This window comes from Streptomyces sp. NPDC058291, assembly GCF_042880855.1.
Taxonomy (GTDB): domain Bacteria; phylum Actinomycetota; class Actinomycetes; order Streptomycetales; family Streptomycetaceae; genus Streptomyces.
On sequence record NZ_JBHVYK010000094.1, the window covers coordinates 1 to 22,676 of the forward strand.

Genomic DNA, 22,676 nt, shown 5'->3' on the forward strand with positions numbered 1-22,676 from the left:
GGCACGCCCCCACGAGGGGGCGGGCCCACCGGCGTCTCGCCGTACGGCACTCGGCCCGCGGACGCCCGGCCCGCGAAGGAGCCGGGCATCGGCCGCGGATCAGCCGCGCGCCGGCCCCGCATCGGGCCGCGCGTCAGACGTGCGTCAGCCCGCGGCGAGGATCTCGCGCGCCAGCTTCGCCGTCTCGGTCGGCGTCTTGCCGACCTTGACGCCGGCGGCCTCGAGGGCCTCCTTCTTCGCGGCGGCCGTGCCGGAGGAGCCGGAGACGATGGCGCCGGCGTGGCCCATGGTCTTGCCCTCGGGCGCGGTGAAGCCCGCGACGTAGCCGACGACCGGCTTCTTCACGTTGTCCTTGATGAAGGCCGCGGCCCGCTCCTCGGCGTCGCCGCCGATCTCACCGATCATGACGATCAGGTCGGTGTCGGGGTCGGCCTCGAACGCGGCGAGCGCGTCGATGTGCGTCGTGCCGATGACCGGGTCGCCACCGATGCCGACGGCGGACGAGAAGCCGATGTCACGCAGCTCGTACATCATCTGGTACGTCAGCGTGCCGGACTTCGAGACCAGGCCGATGCGGCCCGGCTTGGTGATGTCGCCCGGGATGATGCCGGCGTTCGACTGGCCCGGCGTGATGAGACCGGGGCAGTTCGGGCCGATGATCCGGGTCTTGTTGCCCTGGGACACGGCGTACGCGTAGAACGCGGCCGAGTCGTGGACGGCGATGCCCTCGGTGATGACGACCGCGAGCGGGATCTCGGCGTCGATCGCCTCGACGACGGCGGCCTTCGCGAACGCCGGCGGCACGAAGAGGACGGACACGTTGGCGCCCGTCTTCTCGATCGCCTCGGCGACCGTGCCGAACACCGGGATCTCGGTGCCGTCGAAGTCGACGGAGGTGCCCGCCTTGCGGGGGTTCACGCCACCGACGATGTTGGTGCCGTCCGCCAGCATGAGCTTGGTGTGCTTCATGCCCGTGGCACCGGTCATGCCCTGGACGATGACCTTGCTGTCCTTGTTGAGGAAGATAGCCATGGCTGAGTCTGTCCCTCTTCCTTACTTCGCAGCCGCGAGCTCGGCGGCCTTGTCGGCCGCGCCGTCCATGGTGTCCACGCGCTGGACCAGCGGGTGGTTGGCGTCGGAGAGGATCTTGCGACCCAGCTCGGCGTTGTTGCCGTCGAGACGGACGACCAGGGGCTTGGTGACTTCCTCGCCCTTGTCCGCGAGCAGCTGCAGCGCCTGGACGATGCCGTTGGCGACCTCGTCGCAGGCGGTGATGCCGCCGAAGACGTTGACGAACACGGACTTGACGTCCGGGTCGCCCAGGATGATCTCCAGGCCGTTCGCCATGACGGCGGCGGAGGCGCCGCCGCCGATGTCGAGGAAGTTGGCGGGCTTGACGCCGCCGTGGTTCTCACCGGCGTACGCGACGACGTCCAGGGTGCTCATGACGAGACCCGCGCCGTTGCCGATGATGCCGACCTCGCCGTCGAGCTTGACGTAGTTGAGGTTCTTCGCCTTCGCGGCGGCCTCGAGCGGGTTGGCCGACGCGTGGTCGACGAACTCCTCGTGGCCCGGCTGACGGAACTCGGCGTTCTCGTCCAGCGACACCTTGCCGTCGAGGGCGATGACGTCACCGGAGGCGACCTTGGCCAGCGGGTTGACCTCGACGAGGAGGGCGTCCTCCTCGATGAAGGTCTTCCACAGCGTCACGAGGACGTCCGCGACCTTGTCGGCGACCTCGGCCGGGAACTTCGCGGCCGCGACGATCTCGCGGGCCTTCTCCGGGGTCACGCCCTCGTTGGCGTCGATCGGCGTCTTGGCGACGGCCTCCGGACGGGTGGCCGCCACCTCCTCGATCTCCATGCCGCCCTCGACGGACGCGATGGAGAGGAAGGTGCGGTTGGCACGGTCCAGGAGGAAGGAGACGTAGTACTCCTCCAGGATCTCCGGGGCCGTCTCGGCGATCATCACCTTGTGGACCGTGTGGCCCTTGATGTCCATGCCGAGGATGTTGGTGGCGTGCTCCACGGCCTCGTCGGCGGAGGCGGCGAGCTTCACGCCGCCGGCCTTGCCGCGGCCGCCGACCTTCACCTGGGCCTTGACGACGGACTTGCCACCGAGACGCTCGGTGGCTGCGCGGGCCGCCTCAGGCGTGTCGATGACTTCACCGGCCAGCACCGGTACATCGTGCTTGGCGAAGAGGTCCCTCGCCTGGTACTCGAACAGGTCCACGCGCTTCCGTCCCTATCAGTGATCTCGCGGTTCGTTGTCTGCGTGGGCGTGCCGCGAGGGCAACGTGACGTCCGCTTCGTCTGTCAGTCACAAGGGAGGCGCACACGGTGTCCGAGCGCGCGGCATGTCCGTCTCGCAGGTTATCGCTGCTTGCAGGAGGCCCCTAAATCGAGGGTCACACCTGAGCGGTGATACCTGTCACATGATGCCGGGCTCACTGGCACCCGGTGCCGGAGGGGAGGGGCCTCACCGGGTTGGGGTTGGCCCGGTGAGGCCCCCTGAACAGCCCCCTGTGGGGGCTCGAGGCGGACGGTCCCCACCCCAATGGGGACCGGTCCGCCCCGACCGTGAGGGTTGGACCGGACGGGCCGAAAGGCTTTCGGCCGTCCGAGTACCTGCCGCTCACGGAGTCGATGGGTCGGCCGCCGCAGCCGGGACGACGCCGGAGCCGACGACGGCGATCACGGCGGCGACGGCGATCACGGCGGCGACGGTCACGGTGACGGTGAGGTCGACGGCAACGAGGCTGACGCCGGCGCCGACGGGTCCGACGGGCCCAGGGCCGACGGGTCCGACGGCGACGGACACGGGGAGGCCGGGCAGTGCCGGAAGGGGTCGGCCTCGATCGAGCGGGCGAGGAGGGCCGTTCTCGTTCTGCCTAGCCGGGGAAGACGGGGACGTCCCGGTACCTGTCCTGCGTCTTGGGAACGTCGGGATCCGCCGTACCGCCGAGCGCGGGCCGCAGCACCTGGCGGTGGCACGGCGCGACGACGGCATGCGCGTCGCCGTGCCGCGGGACTCCGCTGTCGGACGCCGGTCCACCGGCCGGATCACCGTCGGGGCCCCGGTGTGCCGGAGGAGACACGGGCACCGGGAGGACCGCAGGCCCGGAACGGACGGGCAGCGCCATCGCTCCATTGCGCTCACCGGCGCGCGCCGAGTCGCCCGTCCCCGAACTGACCGGCCCGTACGTCACGGCGTCTGCCGCAGCCACGGTCACGGCCGCCGTGACCGCCGGCGCCTGGGCGGCCTTCCGGCCGGCCGGCCCCTGCCCGTCCGACGACGGCACGGTCGACGACGGCACGGTCGGCGGCGAAGGCAACGGCAACGGCAACGGGTGCACGTCAGCCCCCTTCCCGCCCCCGTCCGGAAGCGTCCCCACCGGCGACGACGGCAGAACCGGGACCTCGGGAAGGCCGGAGAGCCCGGGAAGCGCGGAGAGCCCGGGAAGGGAGGGAACGGCGGGGAGGGAGGGAACCGCGGGGAGGTCGGGCAGCGCGGGCAGCCCGGGGAGATCGCCGAGATCCGGGACGGCGGGGAGCGCAGGCGGACGGGTCAGGTCCGGGACGGCCGGGACCGCACGTGGACGGGGAAGGTCGGAGACGATCGACAGCACCGGCGCCACCGACGACCGGACCGCCGCCCGAACCCCCACCTCCGTGTGCGGGTCGACCTGCGTCCGTGCCGACGTCCTCGCCTGCGTCCGGGGCCGGGTCGGAACTCGGCCCGGCTGCTCGCTCACCGTGGGCACGGCGTCGGTCGACCCGGCGGTCGAGACCGGCGCCGCGACTTCGACGATGAGCGCGGCCGGCGTCGGCGCGCCCCCCACCGCATGCGCCCGCCCGCCGAGAAGGAACCCGAGGGCGGACAACCCGGCGACCAGCAATGCGAGTTGCAGCGCACGCCGCCCGGCCGCGGTGCGCGGGACGCGCAGAGCGGCGACGGACAGGGTCGGGGGCCAGGTCAAGAGGGGTCGTTCTTCCCGTGCGGTGACAGCGTGGCACCGATCCTCGCACGGGGGTCCCACGGTTGCGCAAGACCCCTGTTACCAACGGGTACTGGCCGTCACCCGATGTCCGGCACCGGCAGCGGTCGTTTCTCTATCGCCGCCGCCATCACCTCCGGGAACAGATCGGGGGTGCAGGCGAACGCCGGTGCGCCCAGCGCCGCGAGGGCGGCCGCGTGTTCCCGGTCGTAGGCCGGCGCTCCTTCGTCCGACAGGGCGAGCAACGCCACGAACTGCACCCCGGACGCCTTCATCGCCGCGACCCGCTTGAGCATCTCGTCGCGTATGCCTCCCTCGTACAGGTCGCTGATGAGCACCACCACCGTCTCCGCCGGCCGGGTGATCTGCGACTGGCAGTAGGCGAGCGCCCGGTTGATGTCGGTGCCGCCGCCGAGCTGGGTGCCGAACATGACGTCCACCGGATCGTCGAGCCGGTCGGTGAGGTCGGCGACCGCCGTGTCGAAGACGACGAGCCGGGTGCCGATCGACCGCATGGACGCCAGCACCGCCCCGAACACCGAGGCGTACACGACCGACGACGCCATCGACCCGGACTGATCGACGCAGAGGATCACCTCCTTCATCATGGACGGCGACGACCGCCCGTGTCCCACCAGCCGCTCCGGCACGACCGTTCCGTGCTCGGGCAGGTAGTGCTTGAGGTTGGCGGCGATCGTGCGGTTCCAGTCGATGTCGTGGTGGCGCGGACGGCTGACGCGCGCGCTGCGGTCGAGCGCACCCGTCAGGGCGGCACGGGTGCGGGTGGCGAACCGCCTCTCCAGGTCCTCGACGACCTTGCGGACGACGGCCCTCGCCGTCTCCCTGGTGGTCTCCGGCATCGCCCTGTGGAGAGAGAGCAGCGTGCCGACGAGGTGCACGTCGGCCTCCACCGCCTCCAGCATCTCCGGCTCCAGCAACAGGGCGGACAGGCCGAGCCTGTCGATGGCGTCGCGCTGCATGACCTGCACGACGGACGAGGGGAAGTACGTCCGGATGTCCCCGAGCCAGCGCGCCACGGACGGCGCCGACGCCCCCAGCCCCGCCGCACGGTCGCGCCCCGGCGTTCGCTCCCCCTTGCCGTAAAGCGCGGTGAGCGCCCCGTCCATCGCCGCGTCCCGGCCGGAGAGTCCGTGCCCGGTGCCGTCCGCCGCCCCGCCGCCGAGCACCAGCCGCCAGCGCCGCAGCCGTTCCCGCCCTGGCTCGGTCTCGGCCGCGTCGTCCACCGTCATGTCCCCACCTCCGCGAATTCGCCGTCGTCCGTGCCACCGTCGGAGGCCGTGTCGTCGTCGCCGGTCGTCCGCTCGCCGCCACTCGCTGTCCCGTCGCAGCCGGTCCCGTTGTCGGCCGTCCACTCGCCGCCGGTCCCGTCGGCGGCCGTCGGGTTGTCACCCGTCCCGTTGTCGCCCGTCCAGTCGCTGCCCGCCCGGTCGCCGCACGTCCCGTTGTCGGCCGTCCAGTCGCCGCCGGTCCCGTCGCCGCCCGTCCCGTCGCCGCCCGCCCCGTTGTCACCCGTCCGGTCGCCGCACGTCCCGTTGTCGGCCGTCGGGTTGTCGGCCGTCCGGGCGCCGCCCGTCTCGCCGCCGCCCGCCGCGTCGGGGGCCGGGCCGAGGCCCAGCAGGAGCCGCACCACCGGCAGGACGGCGTCCGCCCGTCGCTCGTCGAGCCCGGTGGCGAACCCGGGGGTCCCGGCGTGCGCCCCCGGTCCGCTCCCCCGCTCTCCCGGACCGCGCCGGACCAGCTCCCCCAGGGTTCTGCGCACCCCGGGCTCGTACGCCGAGAACGTCCGCCGCAGCAGCGGCAGTACGTTCGTGAACGCCTCCGCGGACACCGTCGTGAGCCATCCGTCGACCAGGGCGAGCAGCCGTTCGTCGTGCACGAGGAGCAGTCCGCCGCCGGATCCGCCGCCGACGAACCCCTCGATCCAGGCGGCCGCGTCGGCTGGCGGCGTCCCGGGCGACAGGGCGAGCCCCATGAGCCGCGCCGCCTCACCCGGGTCCAGCTCCCCCTCGTCCAGGAGGAGCCGCACGGCCCGCCCCCGCACGACGCCCGGCACGCTGTCCCGCCGGGACAGCACCCGAAGCACGGCGCGCCAGCGGGCCGGCAGGTCCTCGGGCCCGTCCAGCATCGCCACCGCCCCGTGCACCGCGTCCACATGACGACGCATCCGGTCCGCCGCGTCCGCGTCCAGCGAGACGCAGGCGGGCGGCAGACCGACGAAGATCCTTTCCGCGAGGCCCGCCGCCACCTCCGCCAGCGCGCCGGTTTCGGTGCCGCGCACATCGCCGTAGCGCAGGGAGCGGACCAGCGCGGGCAGGGCCTGGGCGAGGTGGCCGACGTCCGTGTCGAGGGCCGCCCGGTCGGCGAGGACGCGCATCACCGTCGGCAGTGCGTCCGGCAGTCCGGCCAGCAGGCAGCGCTCGGCGAGCGCGGTCACCTGTGCGAGACCACCCGCGGCGACGGCGTCCGTCTGCGCCTTGGCGGTCGCCGCGGCGAGCACGGTCGTCCCCCAGACCCCGGCCTCGGCGACCCGCACGGACAGCTCAGGCTCCCACCGCAGCCGCCAGGTCTCCCGGAAGGTGCCGGTGCTGCCGCGGGAGGCGGCCGGCTCGCCCCACTCGACGCGCAGCAGCCGCAGCCGGTGCAGCAGCCTGCTGCGCTCGGCGTCGTTCTCCTTGCGCAGGTCGAGCGCCAGCTCCCGCTCCGCCGCCTCCGGCCGGAGCCGCAGCCGACGCTGCAGCCGGTCGAGGTCGCGCTGCAACGGCACCGCCGGAGCGCCCGCCGGCACCTGGCCCAGCACGTCCCCGACGACCAGCCGGTCGCGCACCAGGGCCAGCGGGACGTCGGAGCCCTCGCACAGCACCGCGCGGACGGCGTCGGTGGTCTCGCCCAGGCCGGGCAGCGGCCGGCCGCGCAGCGCGGCCAGCGTCTCGGCGAGCCGCACCGCCTCGATGACGTGCGCCGAGGACACCATCCGGTCCTCCTCGCGCAGCAGGACCGCCACCTTCGTCAGCCAGCGCTCGACCGGCCGGTCGGGGGACGCGAAGAGGTGGGCGTACCAGCCGGGCGAGTCGATGCCGGCGCCGTATCCGCCGGCCCGGGCCAGCCTGCGGTGCGTCCACGGCACCCAGGTCAGGTCGGCCCTGATCCGGGGCAGCCCTTTGAGCAGCGACCGGTCGGCGGCGAGGGCGGCCTTTCGGCGCAGGGCGGGCACATGCCATGCCCCGCACACCACGGCCACTCCGTCCGCTCCGAACTCCCTTTGCGCCAGGTGCAGTTGGAGACGCATGTACGCCTCGCGCACGCGGTCCCGCTCGTCCTGGTCCCCCGCCGCGTCGCGGTCGTGCGTCTCGCGCAGCGCACCCATCGCCTCCTCCAGCGCGGCGAACGGCGCGAACGGGTCCTTCGTCCCGGCGCCCCGGTGCTCGACGACGTCCTCCCACCAGCGCTCGGGGTCGTCGTACCCGGCGACTTCGGCGAGCGTCCCCAGCGGATCGATCCGCAACCCGTCACGGCTCCCGCCGGCACCCCCACCCCCGTGGGCGCCCCCGCTCCCGTCGGCGTCCCGGCTCCTGTCGGCGTCCCCGCCGGCGCCTCCCCGGCCGCCGCCCGGCGCCTCCGTGCGGCCGGGTTCCCGCCCGGCGTCAGGCCCCCGCCCGACGCCGGTTCCGGCGCCACCGCCGTCCGTCCTGCCCTGGCCGGGCCCCTCCCCCGGCCCCGACGTCCGGCCCGCGTCCGTGTCCTCGGCCCCCGCGCTCTCCTCGTGCTCCTCGTGCTCCTCGTGCCTCTCCCAGGCCAGCGTGTGCGTGGCCGGGAGGTCGATGAAGCGGGCGGGCACCCCGTGCTCCAAGGCCCAGCGCAGGGCGACCCACTCCGGGGAGAACTCGGCCATCGGCCAGAACGACGACCGCCCGGGTTCGTCCACGGCATGGGCGAGGAGGGCGACCGGCGGCCGCATGTCCTCGTCCGCCGCGAGCGGGATCAGCCCGTCGGCCTCCGGCGGCCCCTCGATCAGCACGGTCCGGGGCCGGGCGGCCTCCAGGGCCGCCCGGACCGCGCGGGCCGATCCCGGCCCGTGATGACGCACCCCCAGCAGCAGCGGCCACCCCGCGGCCGGGTCCCGGCCGCCGCCGTCGAGGCCCGCCGCGCCTGCCGCGCTCATCGGCGGGGCCACTTCGTGTCGTCGTCCACGGCCGCCCTCCCCTCGTCAGGAATCCCCGCCCGGGTCGCCTCGTCGCCGTTCACGCGCTCACCTCCCGGCAGGCCCGGTAGAAGTCGGTCCAGCCGGCGCGCTCCCGCACGACCGCCTCCAGGTACTCCTGCCAGACGACCCGGTCGGCGGCCGGATCACGGACGACGGCCCCCAGGATCCCCGCCGCGACGTCCGCCGGCCGCAGCACGCCGTCGCCGAAGTGGGCCGCCAGCGCGAGGCCGCCGGTGACGACGGAGATGGCCTCGGCGGTGGACAGCGTGCCGCTCGGCGACTTCACCTTCGTGCGGCCGTCGGAGGTGACGCCGTCGCGCAGCTCGCGGAAGACCGTCACCACCCGGCGGATCTCCTCGAAGCCGTCCGGGGCGGCCGGCAGGTCCAGGGAGCGGCCGATCTGGTCGACGCGCCGCGCGACGATGTCGACCTCCGCCTCGACGCTGGCGGGCAGCGGCAGCACCACGGTGTTGAAGCGGCGGCGCAGCGCGCTGGACAGCTCGTTGACCCCGCGGTCGCGGTCGTTGGCCGTCGCGATGAGGTTGAATCCGCGGACGGCCTGCACCTCCTGCCCCAGCTCCGGTATCGGCAGCGTCTTCTCGGACAGGACGGTGATCAGCGTGTCCTGCACGTCCGCCGGAATCCTGGTCAGCTCCTCCACCCGGACCGTGGCGCCCTGCGCCATCGCCCGCATGACGGGGCTGGGCACCAACGCCTCCCGGCTCGGCCCGTGCGCGAGCAGCTGCGCGTAGTTCCAGCCGTAGCGGATCGCCTCCTCCGGGGTGCCCGCGGTGCCCTGCACCAACAGCGTCGAGTCGCCGCTGACCGCCGCCGCGAGGTGTTCGGAGACCCAGGTCTTGGCGGTGCCCGGGACCCCGAGCAGCAGCAGCGCCCGGTCGGTGGCGAGGGTGCTGACGGCCACCTCGACGATGCGGCGCGGGCCCACGTACTTCGGCGAGATCACCGTGCCGTCCGGCAGGACGCCGCCGAGGAGATAGGTGGTCACGGCCCACGGCGACATGTTCCAACGGGCCGGACGCGGCCGGTCGTCCTGCGCGGCCAGGGCGGCGAGTTCGGCGGCGAAGGCGTCCTCGGCGTGCGGGCGCAATGCCTCCGCCGGCTCGGTGCCGCTCGATTGCACGGACGTCGGATCTACGGACACAGACATGGCTGAGGCCCCCTCCAGCTCGGCCGGTTCGGATCTGGTGTCCACCGTGCACCACGGCACTGACAACGCGATCTGACCTGCGAGAACACGCTCGTGCCCGTCGGCGTCGCCGGCTCGGCGGACCGATTGTCAGTGGGGGGATCTACCGTCGAGGACATGACTCAGCAGGGGGTGCGCTGGAGCGCGGACCAGGTGCTGGCACTGGCGCCTGACTCCGCGTCACGCAAAGCGGGGAGCAAACTCGGCGCGGCCGGGCCCTGGTCCGGGACGGGCAGTTCGCCGGAGGGGGCGGTATGGGGCCGGTGCAAGGGCAGCGGCGGCACGCCGTACCGGACGGTCGTCGACGTCGTGAGCGGCGCCGGCGGCCCGGCGTACGACTGCACCTGCCCGAGCCGTAAGTTCCCGTGCAAGCACGCGCTCGGGCTGCTGCTCCTCTGGTCGGGCGGGGAGGGGTCGGTGCCCGTCGGGCAGGCGCCGGACTGGGTGGAGCAGTGGCTCGCGGGCCGAAGGCGCGCATCGGAGAAACGCGCGGCCGGTCCGGCGGGTTCCGCCGGCGCTCCCGCCGATCCGGAGGGGGCGCGTCGCCGGGCCGAGCGCCGCGCCGAGCGGATCACCGCGGGGGCCACGGATCTGGAGGAGCGCCTCGCCGATCTGCTGCGCTCCGGTCTGGCCACGGCCGAGCAGGAGGGCTACGGGCTGTGGGAGGAGACGGCGGCCCGCATGGTCGACGCGCAGGCCCCCGGCCTGGCCTCGCGCGTGCGGGAGCTGGGAGCCCTCCCGGCCACCGGGGCGGGCTGGCCGGTGCGGCTGCTGGAGGAGTGCGCGCTGCTGCATCTCCTGGACCAGGGCTGGCTGCACCGAGAGCGGCTGCCGGACGCCCTGGCGGCGACGGTCCGCACCCGCGTCGGCCTGTCCTCGTCCCCGCAGGGCCCGCCCGTCCGGGACGACTGGCTGGTCCTCGCCCAGTACGACACGACCGACCCGAAACTGACGACCCGCCGCAGCTGGCTGTACGGCACGGCCTCGGGCCGCACCGCGCTCCTGCTCTCCTACGGCGCCGTGGGCCGCGCCCCCGAGCTCAGCCTGCCGGTCGGCCTCGTCCTGGACGCCGAACTCTCCGCCCACCCCGGGGCGGGCGGGCGGCGCGCGTCCCTCGGCGAGCAGTTCGCACCGCCCGCTCCCACCGGCGCCCGTCCCCCGGGCGTCACGACGACCGAGGCGACCGTCCGGTACGGCGAGGCCCTGCGCGACGACCCGTGGCAGGAGTCGGTGCCGGTCACGCTGGACGACGTCATACCGACCCCGGACGGCGGCTCCTGGCACCTGGCCGACGCCGCCGGCGACACGGCACTGCCCCTCGCCCCCGCCGCGCTCGACCGCCCCGGCCTGTGGCGTCTGGTCGCCCTCTCGGGCGGCGCTCCCCTCAAGGTCTTCGGCGAGTGCGGCCACCGCGGCTTCACCCCGCTGACGGCCTGGCCGACGGGCCCGGGAAACGCGGTCCGCCTGTGCTGACCGCCCCCGAACGGCCGGACGAGCAGCTACAGCACCGGCCACCGGAACGGCCCCGACCCCGGCAATGGCAACGGCAACGGCAACGGCAACAGAAGGGATCCTCATGAACGCCGGCTCGTCCCTCCCCCCGTCGCCCGCCTGGGAGGACCTGGTCACCGCCGCGCTCCTGGGCACGGACCGCCGTACGCCCCCGGGCACGGCCCCCGGCCGGGACGCTCCGCGGGCTTTGCTGGACGCGGCCGCCGCGGAGACCGTCCGCCGCCGGGCCGGTCTGCGCCCAGGCCCCGCGGCCCCACGCCCGCGACCCGCCCCCGAGGACCCGCGTCCGGCCCTGCCCCCGGCGGCGGCCCGCAGGCTCGCCCTGCTTCTGGCCGACCGCCCCGGCACCGCGAGCGGCGGCCGGCGGGGGACTGCCCCCGACCTCGTCGAACTGCTGCCCCAGTGGCTGACGGCGGTGAACGACCGTGGATTCGCCGCGCCACCCGAGTCCCTCCCCGCGCTGCTCGACGCGGCACGCGCGCGGACGGACCTGCGTCCGGCGGCCCTGCGCTTCGCCGGACCGCGCGCCTTGTGGCTGGCCCGATTCAACCCGGACTGGCGGTTCGTCCTGCGCGCGAGCCCGGGGGGCGGCGCGGCGCCGGGCCCGCAGGAGCCGGGGCGGGCCGAACAGCTCTGGCGGGAGGGGCTGTTCGCCGAGCGCGTCTCGCTCCTCGCGGCGATCCGCTCCCGTGACCCCGACGCGGCGCGCGAGCTCCTCGCGGCCACCTGGCCGACGGAGCGCGCCGAGGACCGGCTGATGTTCCTCGACTCGCTGCGCACCGGCCTCGGCCCGCGCGACGAGCCGTTCCTGGAGCAGGCGCTGGCCGACCGGAGCCGCAACGTGCGCGCCACGGCGGCGGAGTTGCTGTCGGCGCTGCCGCAGTCGGCGCTCGCCGCGCGGATGGCGGTCCGGGCCGCCGCCTGCGTGGCCGTCGACCACACACAGGACACGCCGACGCTCGTGGTGGAGGCGCCGCACGAGTGCGACGCGGCCATGGAACGTGACGGCGTGTCGCCCAAGCCGCCCTCCGGTCGGGGCGAACGGTCCTGGTGGCTGGGCCAGTTGGTGGAGGCGGCCCCGCTCGCCGGCTGGTCGGCCCGGCTGGGCGGCCGCACACCGGAGCAGATCGTGGCGTTGCCGGTGGCCGACGACTGGCTGGGCGAACTGCACGCGGCCTGGTGCCGGGCCGCCGTACGGCAGCGCGACCCGGACTGGTCGCGGGCGCTGCTCGGACCGCCGTCGGCGCCGGGCGCGGGCGGTCCGGGCGCCGTGTCCCTCGCCGAACGGGCGAGGCTGCTGGGCGCCCTGCCGGCGGCCGAGCGGGCCGCGTGGGTCGCCGGTTTCATCGCGGCGCACGGCCTGTCGGAGGCGTTCCAGCTCCTCGGCGTCTGTGCCGTTCCGTGGTCCGCCCCGCTCGGCAGATCCGTGGTGGACGCGCTCAACATCGCGCGGGACGCGGGCAGTTACCCCTGGAGTTTCAGCGGTGTGATGGGCCTCGCCGAGCGCTGTCTCGACCCGTCGGAGGCGACCCGGTTCGACGCCCTCCTGGCCGTGCCGGACGAGCCGGAGGACGCCTCCCCCGGCGCGGGCGGCTACTGGGCGGAGGCCTTCCAGCGCCTGTGCAGAACGCTGCGGCTGAGGGCGGCGATGGCGGCGGAGCTGGAGACCGGCGCCGCCCGCCCGCCCGGCGGGTGAGGACGGGGAGGCTCCTTCAGGCCGAGCGGACGTCGGACTGCCGGACGTTGGCCCGCACCCAGTCGACGACGGACGCGGTGGTCGCCCCCGGGGTGAAGATCTCCGCGACGCCCTTCTCCTTCAACAGCGCGATGTCCGCCTCCGGGATGATCCCGCCGCCGAAGACCAGGATGTCCTCCGCGTCCCGCTCCTTCAGCAGCTCGACCACCGCGGCGAAGAGCGTGTTGTGCGCCCCGGACAGGACGGACAGGCCGATCGCGTCGGCGTCCTCCTGGATCGCGGTGCCGACGATCTGCTCGGGCGTCTGGTGCAGCCCGGTGTAGATGACCTCCATGCCGGCGTCGCGCAGCGCCCGCGCGATCACCTTGGCCCCGCGGTCGTGACCGTCGAGCCCCGGCTTGGCCACCACCACGCGGATCGGACCGGCTGCCACACCCATCACTGCCTCCATGAAGCGACTGCGTCCATCCTCCACCGGCAGCACGCCCCGTGCCAGACGGTCCGCGGAGGTGAACGAACGTTACCGCCGGCATCCGTCGACCGGCCGTTTCACAAGGCGGCCCGAGGGGAAAAATCATCGGGAGGGACACGTTCACCGCGCACCACTCCCCCGCGCCACGGGGGAACGGTCGCAGTTGGAGCCGCGACGAGGCCGCGGTACCGCCGAGCGCCGCAGGCAGCGCCGCGTGGCGGTTCGGCGGATCGGCAGGCACGATGGTCACGTAGGGCAGGTAAGGCACGACAGCGGGAAGCCTCCTCGCCAGTACCGGCAGGGAACTCCCGTCACGTCGATCGGTGCGACCGGGTGTCATCAGAGCCGTACACCCCCGCTCCGCAGGCCGCTCCCGCCGTACGCCCTGTAGTGCCCGATCGACCTCCTCGACAGCGACTTCCACGAGGGCACACGGGGGACAGAGAAGTCCTCAGCGTGCCGACAGGAGGTCGGCCATGAAGGTCACCCGGGCCTTGCAGCCCATTCTTCCGTTGTGTCAGCGTCTGTTGCCGGACATCCCGGCCCTTCCCGGCCTTCCCGCCTTCCTCGGCTTCCCGGGTCTTCCGGGTCTGCCGCATCTCCCGAGCCTGCCGAGCAGGCTGGCCGGGCTCTCCGTGGCCCTCCTGAAGGCGACCGCCCTGGACCTCGCGATCCTCGCCGGGCACCTGCTCCTCTATCCCTCGGGGATGGCGCAGGAGCGCCGCTGCGCGGCCCGCGCGGAACTCACCGGGCCGGGGTCCGCGGGGGAACCGATCCAGTTGCCCGCCCAGCCTTCGGTCCCCGTGGTGCTGTTGCACGGCTTCATCGACAACCGTTCCGTGTTCGTGCTGCTGCGGCGCAGCCTGGCCCAGAACGGCAGGCACCGGGTGGAGTCGCTCAACTACTCACCCCTGACGTGCGACATACGGACCGCGGCCGAACTCCTCGGCCGGCACATAGAGGAGATCTGCGAGCGCACCGGCAGCCCCCAGGTGGACGTGGTCGGACACAGCCTCGGCGGCCTCATCGCCCGCTACTACGTTCAGCGGCTCGCCGGGGACGCCCGCGTGCGGACGCTGGTCACGCTGGGGACACCCCACTCCGGCACCCGGGTGGCGCCGCTGGCCAACGCGCACCCGATCGTGCGCCAGATGCGCCCCGGCTCGGAACTGATCGAGGAACTGTCCCAGCCCGCGCCGGGCTGCCGTACCCGCTTCGTCAGCTTCTGGAGCGATCTGGACCACCTGATGGACCCTCTGGAGTCGGCCTGCGTCGACCATCCGGACCTGCTGGCCCAGAACGTCCGCGTCACCGGCATCGGCCATCTCGCACTGCCCGTCCACCCCGCCGTCGCGACCGGCATCCGGCAGGCTCTGGACGCCGACCGTCCGGCGACGCCCGCCGGCGCCCGCAGCGGCCGTCGCAGTGGCGGCCTGACGGTGGCCTGACGACACCGGGAAGGCGCCCACCCCTCCCTGGACGCGCCCCGGGAGCGCCTCCGCGGCCCCTCCCCTCCCTCCCCTGCCTCCCCGGGCACCCCTTCACCGTCGAACGCTATTCGAACCTAGGGCCAAACTCGCGCTCCCGTCCCCCGAAACACGGGCGAATGCCCTTTCCTGTGAGCGCGAAACCTGCAGAAGATTGTCGTGCCCGCGTACTGCCGGGTACAGTCGCCGCACTGCTCTGGCAGCCCCTGTCGTCGGCGAAAGAGAAGTTGGTGAACGACCGTCACCCGTCGGGGATCATGACCACCCCGGCCCCGGCTTCCGACGCCGATCCGGCGCCCTATGCGTCGTACGGCACCCAGGAAGCGCAGTACGACGGCTTCACCCCGTACCACGGCTACGGCACCGGCGCCTTCGACGCCGGGGCGCAGACCGGCGGGCATCTCAGTGCGGCCGACCCCCTTTTCGGCGAGCTTCCGGGCGACGGCACGGGCGCCTCCCCCGGCGCGTGCGACGGCGGGCAGTGGCACGCGGACGCCCACCGGCACCTGGACACGGGCAGTCACCGGATGCCGGACCACGACGGTTACGCGGCCCAGCACCAGGGGGGCTACGACACGGGCGCCTACGACGCGACGGCCTGGTCCGGCGAGCACCAGCACCTGTCCGCTGTGCCCCAGCAGGCGACGGCGCCCGACGTCAGCGGCCAGTGGGACGCGAGCGCCTGGCTGCAGCCCGACCAGTGCGCCAACCCGACCCAGCAATGGGAATGGGGCACGCAGGCCTTCGACACCGGCGCGTACGACGCCACCCAGTGGAACGCCGACGACGGTGAGCACGGCGGCGAGGACACCGGAGCCGAACGGGCCGCCGACGCCTACGGACAGCAGTCCGCCGAGGTCCCCTTCGACCAGCAGGCCACCGCCACCTTCGACCAGGTCGCGTACGACGAGCCCGCCGCCGACGGCGAACTGCCCGACGAGGTCCCCGCCCTCCTCGACGACCAGGAGGAGGCCGCGCCCGCACCGCTCGGCCGGGCGGCCGCCCGCAACGCGAACCGTTCCCGTCGCCGGCTGCCCGCCAAGCGCTCCGCGCTGCTGACGGTGGCCGTTCCCTCGGTCTGCGTGATGGGCGTCGCCGGGATCGCCGCGGCCTCCGTCGGCACGCTGACCGGCGGCGACGACAAGCAGGAGACCACGGCCTCCGCCGCGGACGCACAGCCGGTGAAGCCGTCCGCCGCCAACACCAAGCTGGACAGCCAGCTGGAGACCCTCAGCGCCGGGGCCGACGACTTCGCCGACCGCGCCAGCCGCACGCAGGAACGCATCGACCTCAAGGCGCAGCAGGAGGCCGAGCAGAAGAAGGCCGCCGCCGAGGCGGCCCGCAAGGAGCGGCTGCGCCCCAAGTACGCCCTGCCCGTCGCGCAGCACGGCCTCAGCGCCTACTTCGGGCAGGCCGGCATCAACTGGATGTCCCAGCACACCGGCATCGACTTCCCGGTCTCCTACGGCACGAACGTGATGGCGGCGACCGACGGCACCGTGCGGACGCAGTGGAACAGCGCCTACGGCAACATGCTGATCATCACCGCGAAGGACGGCACGGAGACCTGGTACTGCCACCTCTCCAGCTACCGCGTGGCCTCCGGCACGACCGTGAAGGCCGGCGATCCCGTCGCTTACTCCGGAAACTCGGGCAACTCCACCGGCCCGCACCTGCACTTCGAGGTCCGGCCGGTCGGCGGCTCCGCGATCGACCCGCTGCCCTGGCTGCGCAGCCACGGACTCAACCCGACGTAACCCCCGTCCGTGACCGCGCTGTTCGCGCGTCGAGCTCCGAGCCCCCGCTGTCGCAGCGGGGGCTCGCTCGTGCGCTAGAGCTTCTCCACCGGCGCGTACCGCAGCAGCAGTCGCTTCGGCTTGACGTCGCCGAAGTCGACCGTGGCCTCCGCGTTCGCGCCCGTGCCCTTCACGCCCACGACCGTGCCGAGCCCGAACTGGTCGTGCGTGACCCGGTCCCCGACGGCCAGCGCGACCACCGGCTTGTCCCCGGCCGCCCGGCGTGTCGCGAAGCCGGACGCGCCGGCCGCCGAGGACCGCGAGCGGGAGGAGGACAGCGAGGCCGCCACCCCGGACACCGGTCCGGAGGAGACGGGCGTGGTCGCCCCCGTCCGCTTCCAGTCCACGTGCGTCGGCGGGATCTCCTCCAGGAACCGGGAGGGCGGGTTGTACGACGGCTGCCCCCAGGCACTGCGCAGCGACGACCGGGTGAGGTACAGCCGCTCCCGCGCGCGCGTGATGCCCACGTACGCGAGCCGCCGCTCCTCCTCCAGCTCCTTGGTCTGGCCGAGGGCGCGCATGTGCGGGAAGACGCCGTCCTCCATGCCGGTCAGGAAGACGACCGGGAACTCCAGTCCCTTGGCGGTGTGCAGGGTCATCAGCGTGATGACTCCCGAGCCGTCCTCCTCCTCGTCCGGGATCTGGTCGGAGTCGGCGACCAGGGCGACCCGCTCCAGGAAGTCGGAGAGCCCGGCCGGCGCGGCGGTTTCGCCGTCCGCCGCCTCGGTCTCCTGCTCGAACTCCAGGGCCACCGCGGCGAGTTCCTGGAGGTTCTCGATCCGGGTCTCGTCCTGCGGGTCGGTGGAGGCCTGCAACTCGGCGAGGTAGCCGGTGCGTTCGAGCACGGCCTCCAGCACCGTCGCCGGACCGGCTCCCGACTCGACGATCGTGCGGAGCTCCTCCATCAGCGCGTTGAACCGCTTCACGGCGTTCGTCGACCGTGCGGCCATGCCGTAGGCCTCGTCGACGCGCTTGAGGGCCTGCGGGAAGCTGATCTTCTCCCGCTGGGAGAGGGCGTCGATCATCGCCTCGGCGCGGTCGCCGATGCCCCGCTTGGGCACGTTGAGGATCCGGCGCAGCGGCACCGAGTCCTCCGGGTTGGCCAGCACGCGCAGGTAGGCCAGGACGTCCCGGACCTCCTTGCGCTCGTAGAAGCGGACCCCGCCGACGACCTTGTAGGGCAGACCGACGCGGATGAAGATCTCTTCGAAGACACGGGACTGCGCGTTGGTGCGGTAGAAGACGGCGACGTCGCCCGCCTTCGCGTCGCCCGCGTCCGTGAGCCGGTCTATCTCGTCGGCGACGAACTGCGCCTCGTCGTGCTCGGTGTCGGCGACGTAGCCGGTGATGCGCGCGCCCGCGCCCGCGTTGGTCCACAGGTTCTTGGGGCGGCGGGACTCGTTGCGCTCGATGACCGCGTTGGCGGCGGACAGGATCGTCTGCGTGGAGCGGTAGTTCTGCTCCAGCAAAATCGTCGTCGCGTCCGGGTAGTCCTCCTCGAACTGGAGGATGTTGCGGATCGTCGCGCCCCGGAAGGCGTAGATCGACTGGTCGGCGTCACCGACGACGCACAGCTCGGCGGGCGGGACGTCGTACTCGCTCGGCGGGACGTCCACGGGGTGGTCGGAGGTGCCGACCAGCTCGCGCACCAGGGCGTACTGGGCGTGGTTGGTGTCCTGGTACTCGTCGACCAGGACGTGCCGGAAGCGGCGTCGGTAGTGCTCGGCGACGTCGGGGAAGGCGCGCAGCAGGTTGACCGTCGTCATGATCAGGTCGTCGAAGTCGAGGGCGTTCGCCTCGCGCAGCCGGGACTGGTACATCGCGTAGGCCTGCGCGAGGGTCTTCTCAAAACCGTCGGCGGCCTGCGCCGCGAAGTCCTCCTCGTCGATCAGCTCGTTCTTCAGGTTGCTGATCTTGGCGCTGAAGGACTTGGGCGGGTAGCGCTTGGGGTCGAGGTCCAGATCCCGGCAGACCAGGGCCATCAGGCGCTTGGAGTCGGCCGCGTCGTAGATCGAGAACGACGACGTGAAGCCGAGCTTCTTGCTCTCGCGACGCAGGATGCGCACGCACGCGCTGTGGAACGTCATCACCCACATCGCGTTCGCGCGCGGACCGACGAGCTGCTCGACACGCTCCTTCATCTCGCCCGCGGCCTTGTTGGTGAAGGTGATCGCGAGGATCTGCCCCGGGTGCACGTGCCGCTCGGCGAGCAGATGGGCGATCCGGTGGGTGAGCACCCGCGTCTTGCCCGAGCCGGCGCCGGCCACGATGAGCAGCGGGGTGCCCGCGTGGGTGACGGCCGCGCGCTGGTTGTCGTTCAGCCCCTCCAGCAGAGCCGCCGCGTCCAGGACCGGGCGCGGGGCGCCACCGCGGTAGTGGGCGTCCCGCTCCGGCGGCGCGTCGAACTTCCCGCCGAACAGATCGTCCGGGACCGACTCCGGTCCGTGATCGTCCTCGGGCGGCGGCGGGGGCTCCTCCTCGGGGGCACGGGGGCCCTGGAGGTCCGCCAGGAAGCTGTCGTCAAAGAGGCTGCTCATCGCTCTACGAGTCTAGGGGGCGTCACTGACAACCGGCCGCCGTCCCGGGAATCTCCCGCACTCACCCTCCGGGAGGCCCGGCCTCGCCCCGCCGAGGGGCCGCCGCCGCCCTGCTGACGGCTCGCCTGCACCCTGCGCACGGCCGGCCTTCGAGCTGCGCGAAGGCTGCTTTCAACCTGCGCCAAGGCGGTCTTCACCGTGCGGAAGACCCTGGTCACGGTCCGCGAGTACATCGGCCGCGCGGCTCAAACCCCGCGGCAGGTCACGAAAATGTATCGGGCATATCACCCATCGTCCTTCACACGGACCACACCGGTTGGCTACCGTGCCGCTCAGGCCGCAGGATCCCCACCGGCGATCGACGCCGGGCCGCGCGGCCTCCGCCGAGTCCGGCGCGCCCGCTCGCGCGACCGGAACCGGGACCCACCGAAGTCGTGGGGTGGATCGGCCCGGCCTCCCGCCGGAGAACGGGCCGTAGGGCGACCTTCCGATCTCCACCGCCCGAGCCCTCCCCCGGAGCCGGCCGGCCCGGGAGGGCCCCCGCCGTCGACCCGGTGAGCGGAGCACTGGAAGGAGTCGCCTCCCTTGGCGTCGCAGCACCGCAAGCCGCGCTCCGCGAGCCCGCGTGCGGCAGGCATACGCCCGCCGGCCTTCGCCACCGCCGCCCTCACGTCCGTGGCCCTGCTCTCCCAGACGGCGAACGCCGCGCCGTCGGAGGACGGCAGGCCGAGCCTGGAGGAGGTCGAGAAGAAGGTCGACGACCTCTACCGGCAGGCGGAGTCGGCAACCGAGAAGTACGACGTCGCCAAGGAGAAGACGGCCAGGCAGCGCAAGCGCGTCGACTCCCGCTCCGACGACGTCCTCCAGCGCGCCCAGCGCGCCCCGCAGCTCGACCAGCCGCGTGAGGAGCCGGGTTCACGCACTGCGGCCCGGTACCGCGCAGGCGCGCCCGCGCCGTCCGCGCCCGCACCCGCGCCGTCCGCGCCCGCACCCCCCACGGCGACGTTCCGGCTCGCGGACGCCCCACAGGACTACTTCGACCAGAACCAGGTGGTGAGCCAGGTCGCCGAGCAGTCGGCGACGGCGGGGACGCGCCGGGAGGCCGCCGAAGGCCACGCGCCGTTCACCGACGCGCAGAGCGGACTCAGGACCGCCAAGGCCACCGTCCAGAAGAAGCTGGGCGACGCGCGCGAGCTGCTCTCCCGGCTGACGGACCAGGAGAAGGCGCGTCTCGCGGCGATCGAGCAGCGACAGCGGGAGGAGGCCGCGCGCGACGCGGCCGAGTTCACCCTGCGGCAGGCGGCCGTACCGGCCTCGGCGCGGCAGGAGAGCGGCGGCCCGTCGAGCACGGGGACCGCGTCGTACTCCCCCTCGGTCGCCCTGCGGCAGGCGGCCGTACCGGCCTCGGCGCGGCAGGAGAGCGGCGGCCCGTCGAGCACGGGGACCGCGTCGTACTCCCCCTCGGTCGCCCTCTCCCCCACGGAGCCGTCGTACGGGGCCAAGGCCGACAAGGCGCTCGCCTTCGCCCGCGCGCAGATCGGCAAGCCGTGCGTCTGGGGCGCCATGGGCCCCGGCTCCTACGACTGCTCCGGACTCACCCAGGCCGCCTGGAAGGCCGCCGGCGTCACGCTCCCGCGCACCGCCCACGACCAGGCGACCGCCGGCGCCCCGGTCGCCCTCGCCGACGCCCGCCCCGGTGACCTGGTCTTCTTCCACGCCGACGCCAGCCATGTCGGCGTCTACCTCGGCAACGGCATGATGATCCACGCCCCGAAGCCGGGCGCCTACGTCCGCGAGGAGCCGGTCCACCACCACGACGGCGGATCCGGCATCCACAGCGTGGTGCGCCCCGCCTGATCACCCGCGCGTGGGCACGGCGCGACGCCCGGCCGGGGCACGCACACGTATTCCCGGTCCTCCGTCGCGCGTGCCCCGCTCGCGCGGCGGGGCGACCTCCCTAGCATCGGCCGCATGTCCGGGTCCGGCCCTCTCCCCTCACCCCCGCCCGCGCCCGCGCCCTACGGTCGCTCCCCGCTGCGGGACTGGTGGGCGCGGCGGCAGTCGGCGGCCGGGGCCGCCGTGATGGCCACCGGCATCGTGTCGGTCGGCCTGCATCTGACCGGGTACGAGGTGGCCTCCCGGGTCACCCTGGCCATGGCCGGCGCCGCGTGGGCGGTGCTGGCGGCGGACTTCGTCGCGCGGCTGACCCTGGAGCGCCCGCGCTGGCTCGCCGAGGCGGGAACGCCGGCGGCGCCGACCGCCGTGGCCGCGACGACGGTGCTCGGGGCCCGCGTCTCGGTGCTCGGCCGGCCCACGGCGGCCGAGGCGCTGCTGGCTCTCGCGGCGGTGTTGTGGCCGGTGCTGCTCGTGACCGCCGTCCGGCGCTGGGAACGGGGCATGCCGGGCTCGGTGTTCCTGTGCTGTGTGGCCACCCAGGGGCTCGCCGTGCTCGGCGCGGCCCTCGCTCGGGCGGAGGAGGCGGCCTGGCTCGCGCACACCGCGCTCGTGCTGTTCTGGCTCGGGCTCGTGCTCTACTGCGTCGCCCTGCCCCTGTTCGACCTGCGGCAGGTGGCCGAGGGCGCCGGGGACCAGTGGGTGGCGGGCGGCGCGCTCGCCGTGTCGGCGCTCGCGGGAGCGGAACTCCTCGCGGCCGACACCGCCGGTCCACACCTGTGGAACGACGACGACGCCGGGGTCCTGCGCGCGGTGACCGTGGCGCTGCTGGTGCTCGACCTCGCCTGGTACGCCGTGCTGCTGGCCGCCGAGGCGCGGTGGCCGCGGCCGGGCTACGACCTGCGGCGCTGGGCGACGGCGTTTCCGATGGGCATGACCGCGGCGGCGACCCTGTCCGTCGCCGACACCGCGGACGTCCCGTGGCTGGCGCGGCCGGGCGAGGTTCTGCTGTGGGTCGCGGTGGCGGCGTGGCTGGTCGTCGCCGCGGCGGCCGTGACCGGCGCGGCCCGCGCGGTCCGCGGCCGTGCGGCGATCAGGTCCAGAGCACCGCGATGAAGACGTTCGCCACGGTCAGCAGTCCCACCAGGCCGAAGAGGGGCTTCTCCACCCGCTCGTCGTCCCGCTTCACATAGACCAGGCCGAGGATCACGATCAGCAGCGCGAGCTTCACACCGATCTTGATGTTGTTCACGTGCTGGTCGTCGGCCTGGTTGAGACCGACCAGGATCACACCGGTGACCAGCATGGTCGCCGCGCCGTGCAGCATTGCGGGAACGAAACGGGCGGCGCCCCGGCCCATCGCCTTCATCTGCGTGAGGAAGCCGCCGAGCAGCGCGGCGATGCCGATGATGTGCAGGCCGACGAAGAGATGGATGAGTACGTCCATGGGGCGGATGCTAGTCAGCCGCAACGCCCTCGCCCGACACCGCCCCCGCCCCGGGGCCTGAGGGCCCGGGGCTGATCCTCCGCGCCCCCGCGCCCCGTGGCCCATGCCCCGCCCCCGCCCCGGGTGCCTGAGGGCCCGGGGCGGGGGCGATCCTCCGCGCCCTCGTGGCCCATGCCCCCGCCCCGGGCCCCCGCGCCCCACGCCCCACGCCCCCGTCGATGGTCGAGCGCTCGGTGCTTGTGCGCTCGGTGTTCGTGCGCGTCGGCGTCGGCGTCGGCGTCGGCGTCGGCGGGCAACGGGCAACGGGCAACGGGCAACGGCAACGTGCATATATGCGCCATAGCACCTCACCGCCAGGGCGTGTCCCGGAATCACCGCTTCGGTCAGGGCGCCGTGTGAACCCGGCGTGC

15 protein-coding genes and 1 pseudogene are annotated in these 22,676 nt (G+C 73.8%); 6 read left to right on the top strand and 10 right to left on the bottom strand.

Annotation, left to right across the window (positions count from 1 at the left end; translation table 11 throughout):
• Positions 1 to 144 precede the first annotated feature (144 nt).
• The 7 genes and pseudogenes from sucD to ACFVYK_RS32275 form a co-directional block, all read right to left on the bottom strand.
• The gene (sucD, locus tag ACFVYK_RS32245) at positions 145 to 1,032 is read right to left on the bottom strand and encodes a succinate--CoA ligase subunit alpha (protein WP_329412857.1); all 888 of its coding nucleotides are present in this window, start codon (positions 1,030 to 1,032) and stop codon (positions 145 to 147) included.
• A gap of 21 nt (positions 1,033 to 1,053) precedes the next feature.
• Positions 1,054 to 2,232: an ADP-forming succinate--CoA ligase subunit beta gene (gene sucC / locus ACFVYK_RS32250; protein ID WP_389780127.1), complete on the bottom strand. Its 1,179-nt coding sequence runs from the start codon at positions 2,230 to 2,232 to the stop codon at positions 1,054 to 1,056.
• Positions 2,233 to 2,634: 402 nt separating this feature from the next.
• On the bottom strand, positions 2,635 to 2,820 hold the full coding sequence (locus ACFVYK_RS32255) for a hypothetical protein (protein WP_389780129.1): 186 nt from the start codon (positions 2,818 to 2,820) through the stop codon (positions 2,635 to 2,637).
• A 70-nt stretch (positions 2,821 to 2,890) separates the two neighbouring features.
• Positions 2,891 to 3,979: a hypothetical protein gene (locus ACFVYK_RS32260; protein ID WP_389780130.1), complete on the bottom strand. Its 1,089-nt coding sequence runs from the start codon at positions 3,977 to 3,979 to the stop codon at positions 2,891 to 2,893.
• A gap of 98 nt (positions 3,980 to 4,077) precedes the next feature.
• Positions 4,078 to 5,247: a VWA domain-containing protein gene (locus ACFVYK_RS32265; RefSeq protein WP_389780131.1), complete on the bottom strand. Its 1,170-nt coding sequence runs from the start codon at positions 5,245 to 5,247 to the stop codon at positions 4,078 to 4,080.
• A gap of 338 nt (positions 5,248 to 5,585) precedes the next feature.
• A pseudogene (locus tag ACFVYK_RS32270) lies at positions 5,586 to 8,177 on the bottom strand (DUF5682 family protein); the annotation flags it as partial.
• A 79-nt stretch (positions 8,178 to 8,256) separates the two neighbouring features.
• A complete protein-coding gene (locus ACFVYK_RS32275; RefSeq protein WP_389780132.1) occupies positions 8,257 to 9,387 on the bottom strand; it encodes an AAA family ATPase in 1,131 nt (376 codons plus the stop codon).
• A 156-nt stretch (positions 9,388 to 9,543) separates the two neighbouring features.
• Here ACFVYK_RS32275 and ACFVYK_RS32280 point away from each other — a divergent pair, with 156 nt between their 5' ends.
• On the top strand, positions 9,544 to 10,899 hold the full coding sequence (locus tag ACFVYK_RS32280; protein ID WP_389780134.1) for an SWIM zinc finger family protein: 1,356 nt from the start codon (positions 9,544 to 9,546) through the stop codon (positions 10,897 to 10,899).
• A 103-nt stretch (positions 10,900 to 11,002) separates the two neighbouring features.
• On the top strand, positions 11,003 to 12,634 hold the full coding sequence (locus ACFVYK_RS32285; protein WP_389780135.1) for a DUF5691 domain-containing protein: 1,632 nt from the start codon (positions 11,003 to 11,005) through the stop codon (positions 12,632 to 12,634).
• A 16-nt stretch (positions 12,635 to 12,650) separates the two neighbouring features.
• Here the strand turns inward: ACFVYK_RS32285 and ACFVYK_RS32290 are convergent, their stop codons facing one another.
• Positions 12,651 to 13,073, bottom strand: a complete 423-nt coding sequence (locus tag ACFVYK_RS32290) for a cobalamin B12-binding domain-containing protein (RefSeq protein ID WP_389780136.1) — start codon at positions 13,071 to 13,073, stop codon at positions 12,651 to 12,653.
• 509 nt (positions 13,074 to 13,582) lie between these two features.
• Here ACFVYK_RS32290 and ACFVYK_RS32295 point away from each other — a divergent pair.
• Together ACFVYK_RS32295 and ACFVYK_RS32300 are read left to right on the top strand one after the other, a co-directional pair.
• Positions 13,583 to 14,554 (top strand): esterase/lipase family protein, encoded by a 972-nt coding sequence (locus tag ACFVYK_RS32295; protein ID WP_389780138.1) that lies wholly within the window; start codon positions 13,583 to 13,585, stop codon positions 14,552 to 14,554.
• Between the two features lie 269 nt (positions 14,555 to 14,823).
• Positions 14,824 to 16,350, top strand: a complete 1,527-nt coding sequence (locus tag ACFVYK_RS32300; RefSeq protein WP_389780140.1) for a M23 family metallopeptidase — start codon at positions 14,824 to 14,826, stop codon at positions 16,348 to 16,350.
• A gap of 74 nt (positions 16,351 to 16,424) precedes the next feature.
• Here the strand turns inward: ACFVYK_RS32300 and pcrA are convergent, their stop codons facing one another.
• Positions 16,425 to 18,926, bottom strand: coding sequence for a DNA helicase PcrA (pcrA, locus tag ACFVYK_RS32305; protein WP_389780142.1), 2,502 nt, complete (start codon positions 18,924 to 18,926; stop codon positions 16,425 to 16,427).
• 585 nt (positions 18,927 to 19,511) lie between these two features.
• Here pcrA and ACFVYK_RS32310 point away from each other — a divergent pair.
• Together ACFVYK_RS32310 and ACFVYK_RS32315 are read left to right on the top strand one after the other, a co-directional pair.
• Entirely contained in the window at positions 19,512 to 20,783 is a 1,272-nt protein-coding gene (locus ACFVYK_RS32310) for a C40 family peptidase (protein ID WP_389780144.1), read from the top strand.
• Between the two features lie 114 nt (positions 20,784 to 20,897).
• Positions 20,898 to 21,935 (top strand): tellurite resistance/C4-dicarboxylate transporter family protein, encoded by a 1,038-nt coding sequence (locus ACFVYK_RS32315; protein ID WP_389780146.1) that lies wholly within the window; start codon positions 20,898 to 20,900, stop codon positions 21,933 to 21,935.
• Here ACFVYK_RS32315 and ACFVYK_RS32320 read toward each other — a convergent pair.
• A complete protein-coding gene (locus tag ACFVYK_RS32320; RefSeq protein ID WP_389780148.1) occupies positions 21,913 to 22,266 on the bottom strand; it encodes a hypothetical protein in 354 nt (117 codons plus the stop codon). The two genes, ACFVYK_RS32315 and ACFVYK_RS32320, sit on opposite strands and share 23 nt — an antisense overlap.
• Between the last annotated feature and the right edge of the window lie 410 nt (positions 22,267 to 22,676).

Bases quoted from the DNA above. Each gene is read 5' to 3' on its own strand.
- sucD (WP_329412857.1), bottom strand. From the start codon at position 1,032: ATGGCTATCTTCCTCAACAAGGACAGCAAGGTCATCGTCCAGGGCATG.
- ACFVYK_RS32265 (WP_389780131.1), bottom strand. From the start codon at position 5,247: ATGACGGTGGACGACGCGGCCGAGACCGAGCCAGGGCGGGAACGGCTG.
- ACFVYK_RS32275 (WP_389780132.1), bottom strand. From the start codon at position 9,387: ATGTCTGTGTCCGTAGATCCGACGTCCGTGCAATCGAGCGGCACCGAG.
- ACFVYK_RS32280 (WP_389780134.1), top strand. From the start codon at position 9,544: ATGACTCAGCAGGGGGTGCGCTGGAGCGCGGACCAGGTGCTGGCACTG.
- ACFVYK_RS32285 (WP_389780135.1), top strand. From the start codon at position 11,003: ATGAACGCCGGCTCGTCCCTCCCCCCGTCGCCCGCCTGGGAGGACCTG.
- ACFVYK_RS32290 (WP_389780136.1), bottom strand. From the start codon at position 13,073: ATGGGTGTGGCAGCCGGTCCGATCCGCGTGGTGGTGGCCAAGCCGGGG.
- ACFVYK_RS32295 (WP_389780138.1), top strand. From the start codon at position 13,583: ATGAAGGTCACCCGGGCCTTGCAGCCCATTCTTCCGTTGTGTCAGCGT.
- pcrA (WP_389780142.1), bottom strand. From the start codon at position 18,926: ATGAGCAGCCTCTTTGACGACAGCTTCCTGGCGGACCTCCAGGGCCCC.
- ACFVYK_RS32315 (WP_389780146.1), top strand. From the start codon at position 20,898: ATGTCCGGGTCCGGCCCTCTCCCCTCACCCCCGCCCGCGCCCGCGCCC.
- ACFVYK_RS32320 (WP_389780148.1), bottom strand. From the start codon at position 22,266: ATGGACGTACTCATCCATCTCTTCGTCGGCCTGCACATCATCGGCATC.